Genomic DNA, 15057 nt, shown 5'->3' on the forward strand with positions numbered 1-15057 from the left:
CTCGTTCGAGCGCTTAGAGCAGACCCTTCTTCTGCTTGTAGTCGTGGACAGCCGCCTTGATGGCGTCTTCGGCCAGGACCGAGCAGTGGATCTTCACCGGCGGAAGAGCCAGCTCTTCGGCGATGGTGGTGTTCTTGATGGATGCCGCTTCGTCCAGGGTCTTGCCCTTCATCCACTCAGTGGCCAGGGAGCTGGAGGCGATGGCGGAGCCGCAGCCGTAGGTCTTGAACTTGGCGTCTTCGATGACACCCTGTTCGTTGACCTTGATCTGCAGGCGCATCACGTCACCGCAGGCCGGGGCGCCGACCATGCCAGTGCCCACATTGGGGTCCTGGGCGTCGAGCTTGCCGACGTTACGCGGGTTTTCGTAGTGGTCGATGACCTTTTCGCTGTACGACATGATCTCTATTCCTCACTCATCAGGGGAGCGTCAGTGCGCCTGCCATTCGACCTGGGAAAGGTCGACGCCCTCTTTATACATATCCCACAACGGGGACAGTTCACGGAGCTTGCTCACCGCTTCGCGGACCTTGCCAGCGGCGTAGTCCACTTCTTCCTCGGTGGTGAAACGGCCGAAGGTGAAGCGGATGGAGCTGTGCGCCAGCTCGTCGTTTCGACCCAGGGCGCGCAGCACGTACGAAGGCTCAAGGGAGGCCGAGGTGCAGGCGGAGCCCGAGGACACCGCGAGGTCCTTGAGCGCCATGATCAGCGACTCGCCTTCGACGTAGTTGAAGCTGACGTTCAGGTTGTGCGGCACGCGGGAGGTGGCGCTACCGTTCAGGTAGAGCTCTTCCATGCCGTCGATCTGCGCCCAGAAGCGATCGGCCAGGGCCTTGATGCGGACGCGCTCGGTGGCCATTTCCTGCTTGGCGATGTGGAAGGCTTCACCCATGCCGACGATCTGGTGGGTGGCCAGGGTGCCGGAGCGCATGCCGCGCTCGTGGCCGCCGCCGTGCATCATGGCTTCCAGACGCACGCGCGGCTTGCGGCGCACGTAGAGCGCGCCGATGCCTTTCGGGCCGTAGGTCTTGTGGGCGGAGAAGGACATCAGGTCGACCTTCAGCTTCTCCAGGTCGATATCCACCTTGCCGGTGGACTGGGCGGCGTCGACGTGAAAGAGGATGCCGCGGGCACGGGTCAGCTCGCCGATGGCGGCGATGTCGTTGACGGTGCCGATTTCGTTGTTCACGTGCATGATCGACACCAGGATGGTGTCCTCACGCAGAGCAGCCTCGACCATGGCCAGGGTGATCAGGCCGTCTTCGCCCGGCTCCAGGTAGGTGACCTCGAAGCCTTCGCGCTCCAGCTGGCGGGTGGTGTCCAGCACCGCCTTGTGCTCGATCTTCGAGGTGATGATGTGCTTGCCCTTGCCGCTGTAGAAATGCGCCACGCCCTTGATGGCGAGGTTGTCGGATTCGGTTGCACCGGAAGTCCAGACGATTTCACGCGGGTCGGCGTTGACCAGTTCTGCCACCTGACGACGTGCATTCTCCACCGCTTCTTCAGCTTTCCAGCCGAACACGTGGGAACGCGAGGCCGGGTTGCCGAAGTTGCCGTCCACCAGCAGGCAATCGCTCATTTTCTGAGCGACGCGCGGGTCCACTGGCGTAGTGGCGGAGTAGTCGAGGTAAATCGGCAATTTCATCGGGGCTCTCCTATCAGGTATCGGGGCCAATCACGGGCCGGCGCCCTGCTCAATCAATGGCGGACGCTTCAATCTTATCGAGATGCGGCGTCCTGCCATTGCTTCCACAGCGGCGTTGATCCTGCCGCTGAGCGACCTCCTGGACCTCACGCCGGTTGACCAGATCGGCCAGGCTGATGCCACTGAGGAATTCGTGAATCTGCAGGCTCAGGTCGCACCAGAGGTGGTGGGTCAGGCAGGTATCGCCGGAATGGCAATCACCCAGGCCCTGGCAACGGGTGGCATCCACCGACTCGTTGACCGCATCTATCACCTGGGCGACATGGATGCCATGCATGTCTCGGGAAAGCTGGTAGCCACCGCCGGGACCGCGCACGCTGCTGACCAGATTGCCGCGGCGGAGCTTGGCGAAAAGCTGTTCGAGGTAAGACAGGGAAATGCCCTGCCGCTCGGAAATATCAGCCAGAGACACCGGACCTTGCTGAGCATGCAGCGCCAGGTCAAGCATGGCGGTGACGGCGTATCGGCCTTTGGTGGTCAGTCGCATGGTGAGTACCACGGAGTCGCTGGAGTGCAGCGAGTATGCAATTCCCGACTATTTAAGTCAACTATAAGTCCGATCAAAATAGTCGGGTTTACACCTTGCAGGGGCGCGAATGATATCAGATGCATATCCCGTTAGCACCCTAAGAATCCGAGCAAACCTCCTCAGACCAAGGTCGGATCAGGAACTCAGGCCACCGGCTTGCGCTCTTCGTCCTTGACCCCGGCGAAGTCCTCGTCACGCAGTTCCGGCAGCGCCTTCGCGCAGTAGTCGCTGCCCAGGGCGGTGAGCGCCTTGCACATGCCATCCAGGCGCTCATCCACCGCCTGCACGTGGTCCAGCAGCTGGCCGATGGCGCGCGCCACCGGGTCGGGCATGTCCTGACCCACGCCGTAGGCATCGAAGCCGAAACGCTCGGCGATGGCCTGGCGCTTGGCCTCCTGCTCGGGGTCAGCCTTGACGATGATCCGACCCGGGATGCCCACCGCAGTGGCTCCCGCCGGCACCGCCTTGGTCACCACCGCGTTCGAGCCGATCTTGGCGCCGGCACCCACGGTGAAAGGCCCGAGCACCTTGGCGCCCGCGCCCACCACCACGCCATCCTCCAGGGTTGGATGGCGCTTGCCCTTGTTCCAACTGGTGCCGCCGAGGGTCACGCCCTGATAGAGGGTGACGTCGTTGCCGATCTCCGCAGTTTCACCCACGACAATGCCCATGCCATGGTCGATGAAGAAGCGCCGACCGATCTTCGCCCCGGGATGGATCTCGATGCCGGTGAGCCAGCGCCCGAAGTTGGACACCAGGCGTGCCAGCCACTTCCAGCCGGCCAGCCACAGGGCATTGGCCACGCGGTGCAGCCAAATGGCATGGAGGCCCGGATAACAAGTCAGCACCTCGAAGGCATTGCGCGCAGCCGGATCTCGGTGGAATACGCTCTGAATGTCTTCTCGCATGCGTTCGAACATCACTTGTCTCTCCGCTTCTGTATTTCGCCCCGCGCGGCCTTCTGGGTTTCCGTCAGGATGCCGCGCAGGATATTCATCTCGAGCTTGCTGATGCCGCTGCGGCCATAGAGCCGCCGCAGCCTCGACATCAGATGCCGCGGCTTCTCCGGATCGAGGAAGCCGATCTCCACCAGGGTGCTCTCCAGGTGCCCATAGAAAAGCTCCAGCTCGTCCATGGTCACGGGCTGGGCATTGAGCATGGCGGTGGTTTCCACCTTCTCCACCTTGCTCGGCAGGCCTTCAGCCGCCAGCCAGGCCATGCGCACCTCGTAGGTCAGAACCTGCACCGCAGCCGCCAGGTTCAACGAGGAAAAGTCCGGATTGGACGGAATATGCACATGGAACTGACAACGCTGCAGTTCCTCGTTGGTCAGCCCCGCATATTCGCGGCCGAACACCAACGCCACTTCGCCTCCCGCCTGCACCTGCTCGACCGAGGTCGTGCCGCACTCGCGCGGATCGAGCAGCGGCCAGGGAATACGGCGATCGCGAGCACTGGTGCCGAGCACCAGGCTGCAGCCCACCAGGGCTTCTTCCAGGGTCCCGACCACCTGGGCACTTTCCAGGATGTCATCGGCGCCGGAGGCACGCGCCAACGCCTCGACGCTGGGGAAGTCCTCAGGGTCGACCAGCACCAGCCGCGACAGGCCCATGTTCTTCATGGCGCGAGCGGCACCACCGATATTGCCGGGATGGCTGGTATTGACCAGCACCACGCGAATGTTCTGCAGCAACGCTTTGTCTCTCAGCGGAACCTCAAGGGAGCGAAATATTACCGGACGCCCCGCCGCAACGCCACGAATCGCACAGCCTCCCCTGCCTGCGTTTGGCGTTTTCTGCTACCATGCGCGGCTTTCTTCTTTAACGACCCAGGTGAATTCCCCATGCAGCCTATGCTGAATATCGCCCTGCGCGCCGCTCGCAGCGCCGGTGAACTGATTTTCCGCTCGATCGAGCGCCTGGACGTTATCTCCATCAACGAGAAGGACGCCAAGGATTACGTCACCGAGGTCGACCGCGCTGCCGAGCTCTCCATCGTCCAGGCCCTGCGCAAGGCCTACCCGAACCACGGCATTCTCGGGGAAGAAGGCGGCCTGCTGGAAGGCAAGGGCGAAGGCGCCGACTACCTGTGGATCATCGATCCGCTGGATGGCACCACCAACTTCATCCGCGGCGTTCCGCACTACGCCGTGAGCATCGCCTGCAAATACAAGGGCCGCCTGGAGCACGCCGTAGTCCTCGATCCGGTACGCCAGGAAGAATTCACCGCCAGCCGCGGCCGCGGCGCCGCCCTCAACGGTCGTCGCCTGCGCGTCAGCCCGCGCAAGAGCCTGGAAGGCGCCCTGCTCGGCACCGGCTTCCCCTTCCGCGACTCCCAGCTGGACAACCTCGACAACTACCTGGGCATGTTCCGCAGCCTGGTGGGCCAGACCGCCGGCATCCGCCGCGCAGGCTCCGCCAGCCTGGACCTGGCCTACGTCGCAGCCGGCCGCTTCGATGCCTTCTGGGAATTCGGCCTGTCCGAGTGGGACATGGCCGCAGGCGCCCTGCTGGTCCAGGAAGCCGGTGGCCTGGTGAGCGACTTCACCGGCGGCCACGACTTCCTCGAGAAGGGCCATGTGGTGGCGGGCAACACCAAGTGCTTCAAGGCAGTCCTGACTGCCATCCAGCCGCACCTGCCGCCGTCGCTGAAGCGCTGATTGCGTCGAACAATAAAAAACCCGGCCTAGGCCGGGTTTTTTAATGCCTTGGCGCCAGCTTATTGCTGGACTCCGGCACCGCCGCCCTGCGACTCGATGCCCGCCTGCTGCTGGGTCAGCACCAACTGGCCTTCCTTGGTGACCGGAATCTGCCGACCCGGATCATGATCCATGCGCACCTGGCCGACCTTGCCGTCCAACTGGTACTTCACGTCATAGCCCACCAGTTTCTCGCTGGTATCGGTGACGGTTTTGCAGCGGGTCTCGGTAGTGGTGTAGGTGTCACTGGACTGCATGTGCTCCTGCACCTTGTTGCCGGCATAACCGCCACCCACCGCACCGGCGACAGTCGCGATCTTCTTGCCGGTGCCGCCGCCGACCTGGTTGCCCAGCAGGCCACCCGCTACCGCGCCCAGCACGGTGCCGGCGATCTGGTGCTGGTCCTTGACCGGACGCTGACGGGTCACTGCCACATCATTGCAAACCTCGCGAGGAGTCTTGATGGTTTCACTGATCGGCTGGACAGCGAGCACTTCGGCATATTCCGGGCCTTTATTGCCTACCAGGTTGTAGGTGGCCACGGCGCCGCCGGCAGTCACGCCAACCGCACCCAAAACAGCACCGACGAGCATCGACTTGTTCACATGAACCTCCTGATTCGCTTCCTTAGCGGGCTTGCATGCCCTACTCCCTGCCTTGGATAGAAGGCAAAAGGCCAAGTTCCCAATCCTGAAGGAATATTCCGACAAATGGGACGGCAGTCTCACCCGCCGGAAACGACAAGGCCCGGCAATTGCCGGGCCTTGTGCAGGGTGGTGGCACCTTACCTCAGGGACGATCGTCCGCTTCGGCGGTGCTCGCCGTCGGAATCAGGTCCTCGGAGGTCAGCCTCAGCCAGATCAGCACCGGGGCGCTGATGTAGATGGAGGAGTAGGTACCCACCACCACACCCACCAGCAGCGACAGCGCGAAACCGTGAAGGCTGTCGCCACCGAACAGCAGCAGGGCAAACAGCGCCAGCGCGGTGGACACCGAGGTGGCGATGGTCCGGAGCAGGGTCTGGGTGCAGGACACATCGATGTTCTCGATCAGGTCCGCCCGGCGCAGTACGCGGAAGTTCTCGCGGATACGGTCGAAGATGATGATGGTGTCGTTCAGCGAGTAACCGATCATCGCCAGGACCGCGGCCAGCACGGTGAGATCGAAGGGAATCTGGAAGAACGCCAGGATACCCAAGGTGACGATCACATCATGGATCAGGGAAGCGATGGCACCGAGGCCGAACTTCCACTGGAAGCGGAAAGCCAGGTACAGCAGGACGCCGCCGAGCGCCAGCAGCATGGCCAGGCCACCCTGGTCACGCAGTTCCTCGCCCACCTGGGGACCGACGAATTCCACGCGTTTGAGCTCGAACTTGCTCTCGGCGTCGACCTTGCGCAGGGCATCGGCCACCTGGTTACCCAGTTGCGGATCGTCGCCGGCCAGGCGCACCAGCACGTCGGTGGACGCGCCGAAGCTCTGCACCACGGCATCCTCGTAACCCACCTGACCCAGCTCCTGCTTGATCAGTTCGAGGTTCGCCGGCTTCTCGTAGGACAGCTCGATCAGGGTGCCGCCGGTGAAGTCCAGGCCAAAGTTCAGGCCCTTGACGAACAGGCTGCCGATGCCGATCAGGCTGATGATCACGGTGATGGCGAACGCAATGTTGCGTATCGCCATGAAACGGATGGTTGACTTGATCATGGCAGGCCTCAAATCCACAGTTTCTTGAAGTTGCGGCCACCGAAGATCAGGTTGACCATGCCGCGGGTGAACATGATGGCGGTGAACATCGAGGTGATGATCCCCAGTGACATGGTCACGGCAAAGCCCTTGATCGGACCGGTGCCGAGGGCGAACAGGATGCCGCCCACCAGCAGGGTGGTGAGGTTACTGTCGACGATCGCGGTATAGGCGCGGTCGAAGCCTTCGTGGATCGCCCGCTGCACGGACAGGCCGTTATTCAGCTCCTCGCGGATCCGCGAGTAGATCAGCACGTTGGCGTCCACCGCCATGCCGAGGGTCAGCACGATACCGGCGATACCCGGCAGGGTCAGGGTCGCACCTATCACCGACATCAGGCCCACCAGCAGCACCAGGTTGAACGCCAGGGCGATGGTGGCCAGGAAACCGAAGAAGCGGTAGATGGCGATGATGAACAGCGAGACGAAGACCATCGCCCACTCGGTGGACTCGATGCCCTTGACGATGTTCTCGGCACCCAGGCTCGGGCCGATGGTGCGCTCTTCAGCGAAGTACATCGGTGCGGCCAGGCCGCCGGCACGCAGCAGCAGGGCCAGTTCGGAAGACTCGCCCTGACCGTCCAGGCCGGTGATGCGGAACTGGCTGCCCAGCGGCGACTGGATGGTCGCCAAACTGATGATTTTCTTCTCTTCCTTGAAGCTCTGTACCGCCACTTCCTTCTGGACGCCGTCGACGTCCTGGGTCACGTAGCGGGTGATCGGGCGCTGCTCGATGAAGATCACCGCCATGCTGCGACCCACGTTGTTGCGGGTAGCGCGGCTCATCAGCTCGCCGCCGTGGCCGTCGAGACGGATGTTCACCTGCGGGCGACCGTTCTCGTCGTAGCTGGCCTGGGCGTCGGTGACCTGGTCACCGGTGATGATCAGGTCGCGCTCCAGCGGCACCGGCGGACGACCCGGCTCGCGGAATTCGAAGGATTCGGTGGAGGCCTTGCTGGCGGTCGCCTCGGCGGCCAGGCGGAACTCCAGGTTGGCGGTCTTGCCGAGGATACGCTTGGCTTCGGCGGTGTCCTGCACGCCCGGCAGCTCGACCACGATGCGGTTGGCGCCCTGGCGCTGCACGATAGGCTCGGCCACACCCAGCTCGTTGACGCGGTTACGAACGGTGGTCAGGTTCTGCTTGATGGAATATTCGCGGATCTCCGCCAGCTTGGCCTGTTTAAGGGTCAGCTGCAGGACCTGCTGGCCGCCACGCTCGGTGGTGGTCATGTCGAAGTCGGTGAAGCTCTTGCGGATCAGCGACTGGGCCTTGTCCAGGGATTCCTGGTCGGTGAAGCCCAGCTGGAAGCCGTTCTCCTGGGACGGCAGGCTGCGGTAGCGGACACGCTCCTTGCGCAGCAGGGTGCGGACTTCGCCTTCGTAGATCTTCAGGCGCGCAGTGACCGCCTTCTCCATGTCCACTTCCAGCAGGAAGTGCACACCACCGGAGAGGTCCAGGCCCAGCTTCATCGGCGCGGCGCCGAGCTTGCGCAGCCAGTCCGGCGTGGTCGGGGCCAGGTTCAGGGCAACCACGTAGTCGTCGCCAAGGGCCTTGCGCACCACGTCCTTGGCCGGCAACTGGTCGCCCAGCTTGGTCAGGCGCAGCAGGCCGCCACGTTCGCTGACGCTGGCCGCCTTGATTTCGATACCAGCCTGCTTGAGGGCTTCAGTGGCCTTGTCCAGGTCGGCTTGCTGGATCTTCAGCGCCGTGCTGGTGCCACTGACCTGGATCGCCGGATCGTCCGGATAGAGATTGGGTGCGGAATAGACCAGGCCGATCGCCAGCACCGCCAGGATCAGCAGATATTTCCACAGAGGGTACTTGTTGAGCATGACTCCGCCCGTTATGACGCGGGGCGCCTGATGGCGCCCCGTCGGTGTTGATCCAAGGATCCTTAGATGGCTTTCAGCGTGCCCTTCGGCAGGGTCGCCGCGATGGCCGCTTTCTGGAACTTCAGCTCCACGGTGTCGGACACCTCGATGACCACGAAGTCATCGGTAACCTTGGTGACCTTGCCGGCGATGCCGCCGGAGGTGACCACTTCGTCACCCTTCTGCAGGTTGCCCAGCAGATTCTTGTGCTCCTTGGCGCGCTTGGCCTGGGGGCGCCAGATCATCAGATAGAAGATGACCAGGAAGCCGATCAGGAAAACCCACTCGAAACCAGTGCCGGCAGGGCCAGCGGCGGCGGCCGGAGCGGCATCGGCATATGCGGCGGGGATCAGAAAGCTCATGTAGCACTCCTGTTACAAGAATTTGAAAGTCCAGGTCTTGAAATTAACTTGCTCTGACTCAGTCCAGCGGCGGCGTTGACAAGCCGCGACGGGCATAGAAGGCATCGACAAAGGCGGCCAATTTACCCTGTTGGATAGCCTCGCGCAAACCAGCCATCAGGCGTTGGTAGTGGCGCAAGTTGTGGATTGTATTCAGCATGCTGCCCAGCATTTCGCCGCATTTGTCCAGGTGATGGAGGTAGGCGCGGGAGAAGTGTTTGCAGGTGTAACAGTCGCAGGTCGGGTCCAGCGGCGACTCGTCATGCTTGTGCACCGAGTTGCGGATCTTCAGCACCCCGGTCTCGATGAACAGGTGTCCGTTGCGCGCGTTGCGGGTGGGCATCACGCAGTCGAACATGTCCACCCCGCGGCGCACGCCTTCCACCAGGTCTTCCGGCTTGCCGACGCCCATCAGGTAGCGCGGCTTGTCGGCCGGCATCTGCCCGGGGAGGTAGTCGAGCACGCGGATCATCTCTTCCTTGGGCTCGCCCACCGACAGGCCGCCGATGGCCAGGCCGTCGAAACCGATCTCGCCGAGGCCCTCCAGGGAGCGCATGCGCAACTCTTCATGCATGCCCCCCTGGACGATGCCGAACAGCGCAGCACTGCTCTCGCCGTGGGCGACCTTGGAGCGCTTGGCCCAGCGCAGCGACAGCTCCATGGAGCGCTTGGCCACGTCGAATTCGGCCGGATAGGGCGTGCACTCATCGAAGATCATCACGATGTCGGAGCCCAGGTCGCGCTGCACCTGCATGGACTCCTCGGGGCCCATGAACACTTTCGCGCCGTCCACCGGGGAGGCGAAGGTCACCCCCTCCTCCTTGATCTTGCGCATGGCGCCCAGGCTGAACACCTGGAAACCGCCGGAGTCGGTGAGGATCGGCCCCTGCCACTGCATGAAGTCGTGCAGGTCGCCGTGGCGCTTGATCACCTCCATGCCCGGACGCAGCCAGAGGTGAAAGGTGTTGCCGAGGATGATCTGCGCACCAATGGCCTCGATGTCCCGCGGCAGCATGCCCTTGACCGTGCCATAGGTGCCCACCGGCATGAAGGCCGGCGTTTCCACCGTCCCGCGGGGGAAGGTCAGGCGGCCGCGACGGGCCTTGCCGTCAGTGGCCAGCAGCTCGAAGTTCATCCGGCAGGTGCGGGTCATGCTTGGTCCTCGGGTCCGCGCGGGGCGGGATTGCGGGTGATGAACATGGCATCACCGTAACTGAAGAATCGGTAGCCCTGGTCAACCGCCGCGGCATAGGCGGCCATGGTCTCCGGGTAGCCGGCGAAGGCCGAGACCAGCATCAGCAGGGTGGATTCGGGCAGATGGAAATTGGTGACCAGGGCATCGACCACGTGAAAGGGCCGGCCCGGGTACAGGAAGATATCGGTGTCGCCGCTGAACGCGTTGAGCTCACCATCCCGCGCCGCGCTTTCCAGCGAACGCACGCTGGTGGTACCCACGGCGATCACCCGGCCGCCGCGCGCACGGCAGGCGACCACGGCATCCACTACGTCCTGGCCCACTTCGAGCCACTCGTGGTGCATATGGTGGTCCTCGATACGCTCCACCCGCACCGGCTGGAAGGTACCGGCGCCGACATGCAGGGTGACGAAGGCGCTGGCCACACCCTTGGCGGCTATGGCCTCGAGCAGGGCCTGGTCGAAGTGCAGGCCGGCGGTGGGCGCCGCGACGGCGCCGGCATGGCGGGCGTAGACCGTCTGGTAGCGTTCGCGGTCGGCATCCTCGTCGGGCCGGTCTATATAGGGAGGCAAGGGCATATGGCCGACACGATCGAGCAGAGGCAGCACTTCCTCGGCGAACTTCAGCTCGAACAGGGCATCGTGGCGCGCAACCATCTCGGCCTCGCCGCCGCCGTCGATCAGCAACATGGAGCCTGGCTTGGGGGACTTGCTGGAGCGCACATGGGCCAGCACACGATGGCTGTCCAGGACGCGCTCGACGAGAATCTCCAACTTGCCGCCGGAAGCTTTCTGGCCGAACAGGCGCGCCGGGATCACCCGGGTGTTGTTGAACACCATCAGGTCGCCGGGACGCAGGTACTCCAGCAGGTCGGCGAAGTGCCGGTGGTTCAGGGTGCCTGTTTCGCCATCCAGGACAAGGAGTCGGCTGGCGCGGCGTTCGGCCAGGGGATGACGGGCAATCAGAGCTTCGGGAAGCTCGAAATGGAAGTCGGCTACGCGCATGGTGGGGGGTCGTATCGCAGGGGCGCAGATAGTACAGGAAATGCTCGATCCTGACCACGAAGACGGATTGACCGCCCCAGAGCGCCTCCCTATACTGCGCGGCCATCGTGCCTCGGTGGCGGAATGGTAGACGCGGCGGATTCAAAATCCGTTTCTGGCGACAGAGTGAGAGTTCGAGTCTCTCCCGGGGCACCACGATATTTCCAACCCTTTCCAGGGTGCATTTTCCACAGCTTTCCCCGCCGGTCCGGGCAGCTCGTCCGCCCGTAAAGATTGGCGTTCCGGGGGATTGGCAAACCCGCAAAACTTAGCGTAGAGTTGGCCAACTGTGTTTGCATGGGTCGCTGTTGAATCGTGACCTGATGCGGTAGATCACCAGATCCGCTACATCCCGCTCGACTTCTCTTCCTCTTTGCAACCAGTTCCAGCCCTTCTGGCGCGTTCGTGAACAGCAGGCTGTCATCAACTTCAGTTTCAAGGAAAAAGTTATGTCGAATCGTCAAACCGGCACCGTCAAATGGTTCAACGACGAGAAAGGTTTTGGTTTCATCACCCCGGAAAGCGGCCCGGATCTGTTCGTTCACTTCCGTGCTATCGAAGGCTCCGGCTTCCGTAGCCTGAAGGAAGGCCAAAAGGTCACCTTCGTCGCCGTGCAGGGCCAGAAAGGCATGCAGGCTGACCAGGTTCAGGTTGTTGCCTGATATCTGAGCTGCGCCGAAAAGCCCCTGATGGAAACATCAGGGGCTTTTTTATGCCCGCGGATCGGCTGTTAGAATGGCGCGCCTCCACTACGCCAAGAGCCCGCAATGCCGAAACACCAGCTGCGCCCCCAGGGTGACTTCCCCGCCGCCGGGCTGATCCGCCGTTTCGCGGCGATCTTCTACGACTTCCTGCTGTGCGTCGCCATGCTCATGGTGGTCACCCTCTTCTACCAACAGGTGATATTGCGCCTGATCCTCGGCGGTGAGCGCCTGCGCGAACTGGCCGACCAGGGCGCCCTGGCCGGCGACCCGGTGCTCTCCACCCTGCTGGTGTTCAGCCTGTTCGGCTTCTTCGCCAAGTTCTGGACCCACAATGGCCAGACCCTCGGCATGCAGGTCTGGGGGATTCGCGTGCAGAACAAGGACGGCTCGGCCATCAGCCTGTGGCAGGCGCTGCTGCGCTTCGTCATCGCCATCGGCTCCTGGCTGCTGCTGGGCATGGGCTTCTTCTGGAGCCTCTGGGACAAGCAGAAGCGCACTTGGCACGACATCTACTCCGAGACCCAGGTGGTGCACCTGCCCAAGAGCGCCCACAAGAAGTAAAGATCCACGTTCGAGGCAGGTGGCCTTGCGCTTGCCCCTTCGCGCCTGCACCAGGCCTACCGCTGGGTTCGCCATGCGCACCGCCTGCCCTGGATCAGCCCATGCACCTCGCCCCACCGCCGGTGCGCGCGGCGCACCCTACCGGCCGAACTTGTCGCTCTATCCAAACCACTGAGTCAAACCAGGCCGAGCCGGTTACTCATGACCATGTCTTTAAAGCGTGGTTTCCCAAGTCCTGATGAACCCATGAAAAAGCCGGCATATAGCCGGCTTTTTCATTGCTCCGAAGGATCAGCCCGCCCGCCTCAGCAGCCAGATGCCAGCCAGGGCGCAGATGCCGGCCGGCACCAGCACGGCGAACAGCGGCGAGAAGCCGAACACCAGGCTCGAGGGCCCGAGCAGGTCCTGGCTGATGCGCACCACGAAGCCGATCACCACGCCGGTGAACACCCGCTGGCCCAGGGTCACTGAACGCAGCGGGCCGAAGATGAAGGATATGGCCATCAGCACCAGGGCCGCGGTGACCAGCGGCTGCAGCACCTTGGTCCAGAACGCCAGCCAGTAGCTGCCATTGTTCAGTCCCTGCTCGGCCAGGTAGTGGGTGTAGCTCCACAGGCCGGTGATGGACAGCGCTTCCGGCTCCATCACCACGGTGCCGAGCAATTGCGGGTTGAGCTCGATGTCCCAGCTCTCGCTGACGGCATTCACCACCTCGGTGTGGTCGCCACGGAAATGGGTGGTAGCCACGTTTTCCAGTTGCCAGTGATCGCCCTGGTACAGCGCGCGACGGGCGAAGCTGGCGGACTGCATGTGCCGCTCGCCATCGAAGCGGTAACGGGTAACACCGTAGAGCACGCCATTGGGCTGCACGGCGTTGATATGCACGAACTCCTCGCCCTGGCGGTGCCAGAGACCACGCTTGGAGCTCTGCGCATCGCCGCCGCCCTGGGCCAGGGAGCGGTTGGCCTGGGCAATATTCTCGCTCCAGGGCGCGGCGTATTCGCCGATCAGCACGCCCACCACCATGAGCACCAGGATCGGCTTCATCACCGCCCAGACGATACGGCCGATGGACACGCCAGCGGCACGCATCACCGTCAGCTCGCTGCTGCTGGCCAGGGCGCCAAGGCCGATCAGGCTGCCGATCAACGCCGCCATCGGCAGCATGTCGTAGATCCGCCGCGGCAAGGTGAGGAAGACGTACCAGGCGGCAGCGAACACGCCGTAGTCGCCGCCCACGTCGCCCAGCTCATCGATGAAGGCAAACAGCGCCGCGAGGCTGACGATCACCCCGAGCACCGCGAGGATGGCGAAGAACACACTGGTGCCAATGTAACGATCCAACCTAACCATGGGCCACCTCACGGGCTTCACGACGAGCCGCCCACTTCAGGCTCAGAGGCTCCCAGTACAACAACAGCAAACCGACCGCGAGAAACAGCCCATGCACCCACCACAGGCCCACGGCCATGGGAATGCGGCCCTTGTCCAACTGGCCGCGGGCGGCGATCAGCATGGACAGGTAGGCCATGTACAGGAGGATCGCCGGCAGCAGCTTGAGGAAGCGGCCCTGGCGCGGATTGACCCTGGACAGCGGCACCGCCAGCAGGGTGACGATGAACACCAGCAGCGGAATCGACAGGCGCCATTGCAGTTCGGCCTGGTAGCGCGGGTCCGTGCTGCCGATCAGCTCGGAGGTCGGCACCGCCTCGCGCTCGCCGATCTCCGAACTGATCTCCGGCTTGGGCAGCAGCACGCCGTAGGTCTCGTAGTGGATGATGCGGTAATCGGCCTTGCCGGGGTTGCCATCATAGCGGTAGCCGTTCTGCAGGATCAGATAGCGGCTGCCGTCCGGCTGGATGTGCTGGCGCCCCTTCTCGGCCACCAGCACGCCGACACCGCGGTCTTTGCCGTCTTGGCGCGAGATTCGCCGCTCGGAGATGAACACGCCGGCCAGTTCGCCACGATCGGAGGAAAGGGTCTCGGAATAGGTCACCCGATCACCACCCTTCATGGCCTGGAAGCGGCCGGGCACCAGGGTGTCGAACTCGGTCAGGGCATCCTGCTCGTTGAGGATACGCGCCACCTGCGACACGCCCTGGGGCGCCAGGCCCAGGCTCAGCCAGGCCACGGCCAGCGCGACCAGCAGGGCCGGCGCCAGGCTGTAGGCCATCAGCCGCTGTTGGCTCATGCCGGTGGCGGTGAGCACGGTCATCTCGCTGTCGAGGTAGAGCCGGCCATACGCCAGCAGGAAACCGAGAAACAGCCCCAGGGGCAGGATCAACTGGAGAAAGCCGGGAATCCGGAAGCCCATGATCATGAACAGCACGCCGGGGTCCAGCACCCCTTGCGCGGCCTGGGCCAGGTACTTGATGAAACGGCCGCTCATGATGATCACCAGCAGCACGGCGCTGACCGCACTGAGGGTGACCAGAACCTCGCGGGAGAGATAACGGAAGACAATCAAAACCAGACACTCCAGGGTTGTCAGGCTCGGGCGGCTACGCTCAAACTAGCCGCTTTATGGTCAGCCCGCCGTGATGACGGGCCACTGAAAAAATAGCCGGCATTATCCGTCAATCCCGGCTCTTTGTCTTGGGGACACAT

The 15057-nt window shown here is 63.3% G+C and carries 16 protein-coding genes and 1 tRNA gene; 4 read left to right on the plus strand and 13 right to left on the minus strand.

Going from position 1 to position 15057, the window contains the following annotated elements; genetic code table 11:
* Positions 1–13: 13 nt before the first annotated feature.
* From iscU to trmJ, 5 genes are all read right to left on the minus strand, one after another.
* Positions 14–400 carry a Fe-S cluster assembly scaffold IscU gene (gene iscU, locus E8F11_RS08455; protein WP_280288395.1) on the minus strand — a complete coding sequence of 129 codons (387 nt, stop codon included), beginning with the start codon at positions 398–400 and terminating at the stop codon, positions 14–16.
* A gap of 30 nt (positions 401–430) precedes the next feature.
* Positions 431–1645 carry an IscS subfamily cysteine desulfurase gene (locus E8F11_RS08460; protein WP_280288396.1) on the minus strand — a complete coding sequence of 405 codons (1215 nt, stop codon included), beginning with the start codon at positions 1643–1645 and terminating at the stop codon, positions 431–433.
* Positions 1646–1694: 49 nt separating this feature from the next.
* Complete coding sequence (gene iscR, locus E8F11_RS08465) at positions 1695–2192, minus strand: Fe-S cluster assembly transcriptional regulator IscR (protein ID WP_003448379.1); 498 nt, start codon at positions 2190–2192, stop codon at positions 1695–1697.
* 185 nt (positions 2193–2377) lie between these two features.
* On the minus strand, positions 2378–3154 hold the full coding sequence (gene cysE / locus E8F11_RS08470) for a serine O-acetyltransferase (RefSeq protein ID WP_280288397.1): 777 nt from the start codon (positions 3152–3154) through the stop codon (positions 2378–2380).
* Positions 3154–3927, minus strand: coding sequence for a tRNA (cytosine(32)/uridine(32)-2'-O)-methyltransferase TrmJ (gene trmJ, locus E8F11_RS08475; RefSeq protein WP_280288398.1), 774 nt, complete (start codon positions 3925–3927; stop codon positions 3154–3156). Before trmJ ends, cysE begins: the two co-directional genes overlap by 1 nt.
* 150 nt (positions 3928–4077) lie before the next feature.
* On the opposite strand from trmJ, the gene suhB reads away from it, so the two are divergent.
* On the plus strand, positions 4078–4893 hold the full coding sequence (gene suhB / locus E8F11_RS08480) for an inositol-phosphate phosphatase (RefSeq protein ID WP_280288399.1): 816 nt from the start codon (positions 4078–4080) through the stop codon (positions 4891–4893).
* A 59-nt stretch (positions 4894–4952) separates the two neighbouring features.
* Here the strand turns inward: suhB and E8F11_RS08485 are convergent, their stop codons facing one another.
* The 6 genes from E8F11_RS08485 to queA all read right to left on the minus strand — a co-directional run bounded on the left by E8F11_RS08485 (position 4953) and on the right by queA (position 11146).
* Positions 4953–5537 (minus strand): glycine zipper 2TM domain-containing protein, encoded by a 585-nt coding sequence (locus tag E8F11_RS08485; RefSeq protein WP_280288400.1) that lies wholly within the window; start codon positions 5535–5537, stop codon positions 4953–4955.
* Positions 5538–5721: 184 nt separating this feature from the next.
* Positions 5722–6636, minus strand: a complete 915-nt coding sequence (gene secF / locus E8F11_RS08490) for a protein translocase subunit SecF (protein WP_280288401.1) — start codon at positions 6634–6636, stop codon at positions 5722–5724.
* 8 nt (positions 6637–6644) lie between these two features.
* Entirely contained in the window at positions 6645–8507 is a 1863-nt protein-coding gene (secD, locus tag E8F11_RS08495; RefSeq protein WP_280288402.1) for a protein translocase subunit SecD, read from the minus strand.
* Positions 8508–8569: 62 nt separating this feature from the next.
* Positions 8570–8908, minus strand: coding sequence for a preprotein translocase subunit YajC (gene yajC, locus E8F11_RS08500; RefSeq protein ID WP_280288403.1), 339 nt, complete (start codon positions 8906–8908; stop codon positions 8570–8572).
* A 58-nt stretch (positions 8909–8966) separates the two neighbouring features.
* The gene (gene tgt / locus E8F11_RS08505) at positions 8967–10082 is read right to left on the minus strand and encodes a tRNA guanosine(34) transglycosylase Tgt (protein WP_280288440.1); all 1116 of its coding nucleotides are present in this window, start codon (positions 10080–10082) and stop codon (positions 8967–8969) included.
* 14 nt (positions 10083–10096) lie between these two features.
* Positions 10097–11146 carry a tRNA preQ1(34) S-adenosylmethionine ribosyltransferase-isomerase QueA gene (gene queA, locus E8F11_RS08510; RefSeq protein WP_280288404.1) on the minus strand — a complete coding sequence of 350 codons (1050 nt, stop codon included), beginning with the start codon at positions 11144–11146 and terminating at the stop codon, positions 10097–10099.
* A gap of 109 nt (positions 11147–11255) precedes the next feature.
* Between queA and E8F11_RS08515 the strand changes: the two genes are divergently transcribed.
* From E8F11_RS08515 to E8F11_RS08525, 3 genes are all read left to right on the plus strand, one after another.
* Positions 11256–11341 (plus strand) — tRNA-Leu (locus E8F11_RS08515).
* 293 nt (positions 11342–11634) lie between these two features.
* The gene (locus E8F11_RS08520) at positions 11635–11847 is read left to right on the plus strand and encodes a cold-shock protein (RefSeq protein WP_280288405.1); all 213 of its coding nucleotides are present in this window, start codon (positions 11635–11637) and stop codon (positions 11845–11847) included.
* Positions 11848–11952: 105 nt separating this feature from the next.
* Positions 11953–12450 carry an RDD family protein gene (locus E8F11_RS08525; protein ID WP_280288406.1) on the plus strand — a complete coding sequence of 166 codons (498 nt, stop codon included), beginning with the start codon at positions 11953–11955 and terminating at the stop codon, positions 12448–12450.
* Between the two features lie 291 nt (positions 12451–12741).
* On the opposite strand, the gene lptG is transcribed toward E8F11_RS08525, so the two are convergent.
* Together lptG and lptF are read right to left on the minus strand one after the other, a co-directional pair.
* Positions 12742–13803 (minus strand): LPS export ABC transporter permease LptG, encoded by a 1062-nt coding sequence (gene lptG / locus E8F11_RS08530; protein ID WP_280288407.1) that lies wholly within the window; start codon positions 13801–13803, stop codon positions 12742–12744.
* A complete protein-coding gene (gene lptF, locus E8F11_RS08535; protein WP_280288408.1) occupies positions 13796–14917 on the minus strand; it encodes an LPS export ABC transporter permease LptF in 1122 nt (373 codons plus the stop codon). Before lptF ends, lptG begins: the two co-directional genes overlap by 8 nt.
* Positions 14918–15057 lie beyond the last annotated feature (140 nt).

It is taken from the genome of Pseudomonas sp. BN417, from assembly GCF_029871205.1.
GTDB lineage: Bacteria > Pseudomonadota > Gammaproteobacteria > Pseudomonadales > Pseudomonadaceae > Metapseudomonas.

Excerpts from the sequence above, each read along its gene's own strand:
- iscU (WP_280288395.1), bottom strand. The coding sequence starts at position 400 with ATGTCGTACAGCGAAAAGGTCATCGACCACTACGAAAACCCGCGTAAC.
- E8F11_RS08460 (WP_280288396.1), bottom strand. The coding sequence starts at position 1,645 with ATGAAATTGCCGATTTACCTCGACTACTCCGCCACTACGCCAGTGGAC.
- iscR (WP_003448379.1), bottom strand. The coding sequence starts at position 2,192 with ATGCGACTGACCACCAAAGGCCGATACGCCGTCACCGCCATGCTTGAC.
- cysE (WP_280288397.1), bottom strand. The coding sequence starts at position 3,154 with ATGTTCGAACGCATGCGAGAAGACATTCAGAGCGTATTCCACCGAGAT.
- suhB (WP_280288399.1), top strand. The coding sequence starts at position 4,078 with ATGCAGCCTATGCTGAATATCGCCCTGCGCGCCGCTCGCAGCGCCGGT.
- secF (WP_280288401.1), bottom strand. The coding sequence starts at position 6,636 with ATGATCAAGTCAACCATCCGTTTCATGGCGATACGCAACATTGCGTTC.
- secD (WP_280288402.1), bottom strand. The coding sequence starts at position 8,507 with ATGCTCAACAAGTACCCTCTGTGGAAATATCTGCTGATCCTGGCGGTG.
- yajC (WP_280288403.1), bottom strand. The coding sequence starts at position 8,908 with ATGAGCTTTCTGATCCCCGCCGCATATGCCGATGCCGCTCCGGCCGCC.
- tgt (WP_280288440.1), bottom strand. The coding sequence starts at position 10,082 with ATGAACTTCGAGCTGCTGGCCACTGACGGCAAGGCCCGTCGCGGCCGC.
- queA (WP_280288404.1), bottom strand. The coding sequence starts at position 11,146 with ATGCGCGTAGCCGACTTCCATTTCGAGCTTCCCGAAGCTCTGATTGCC.
- E8F11_RS08520 (WP_280288405.1), top strand. The coding sequence starts at position 11,635 with ATGTCGAATCGTCAAACCGGCACCGTCAAATGGTTCAACGACGAGAAA.
- E8F11_RS08525 (WP_280288406.1), top strand. The coding sequence starts at position 11,953 with ATGCCGAAACACCAGCTGCGCCCCCAGGGTGACTTCCCCGCCGCCGGG.
- lptG (WP_280288407.1), bottom strand. The coding sequence starts at position 13,803 with ATGGTTAGGTTGGATCGTTACATTGGCACCAGTGTGTTCTTCGCCATC.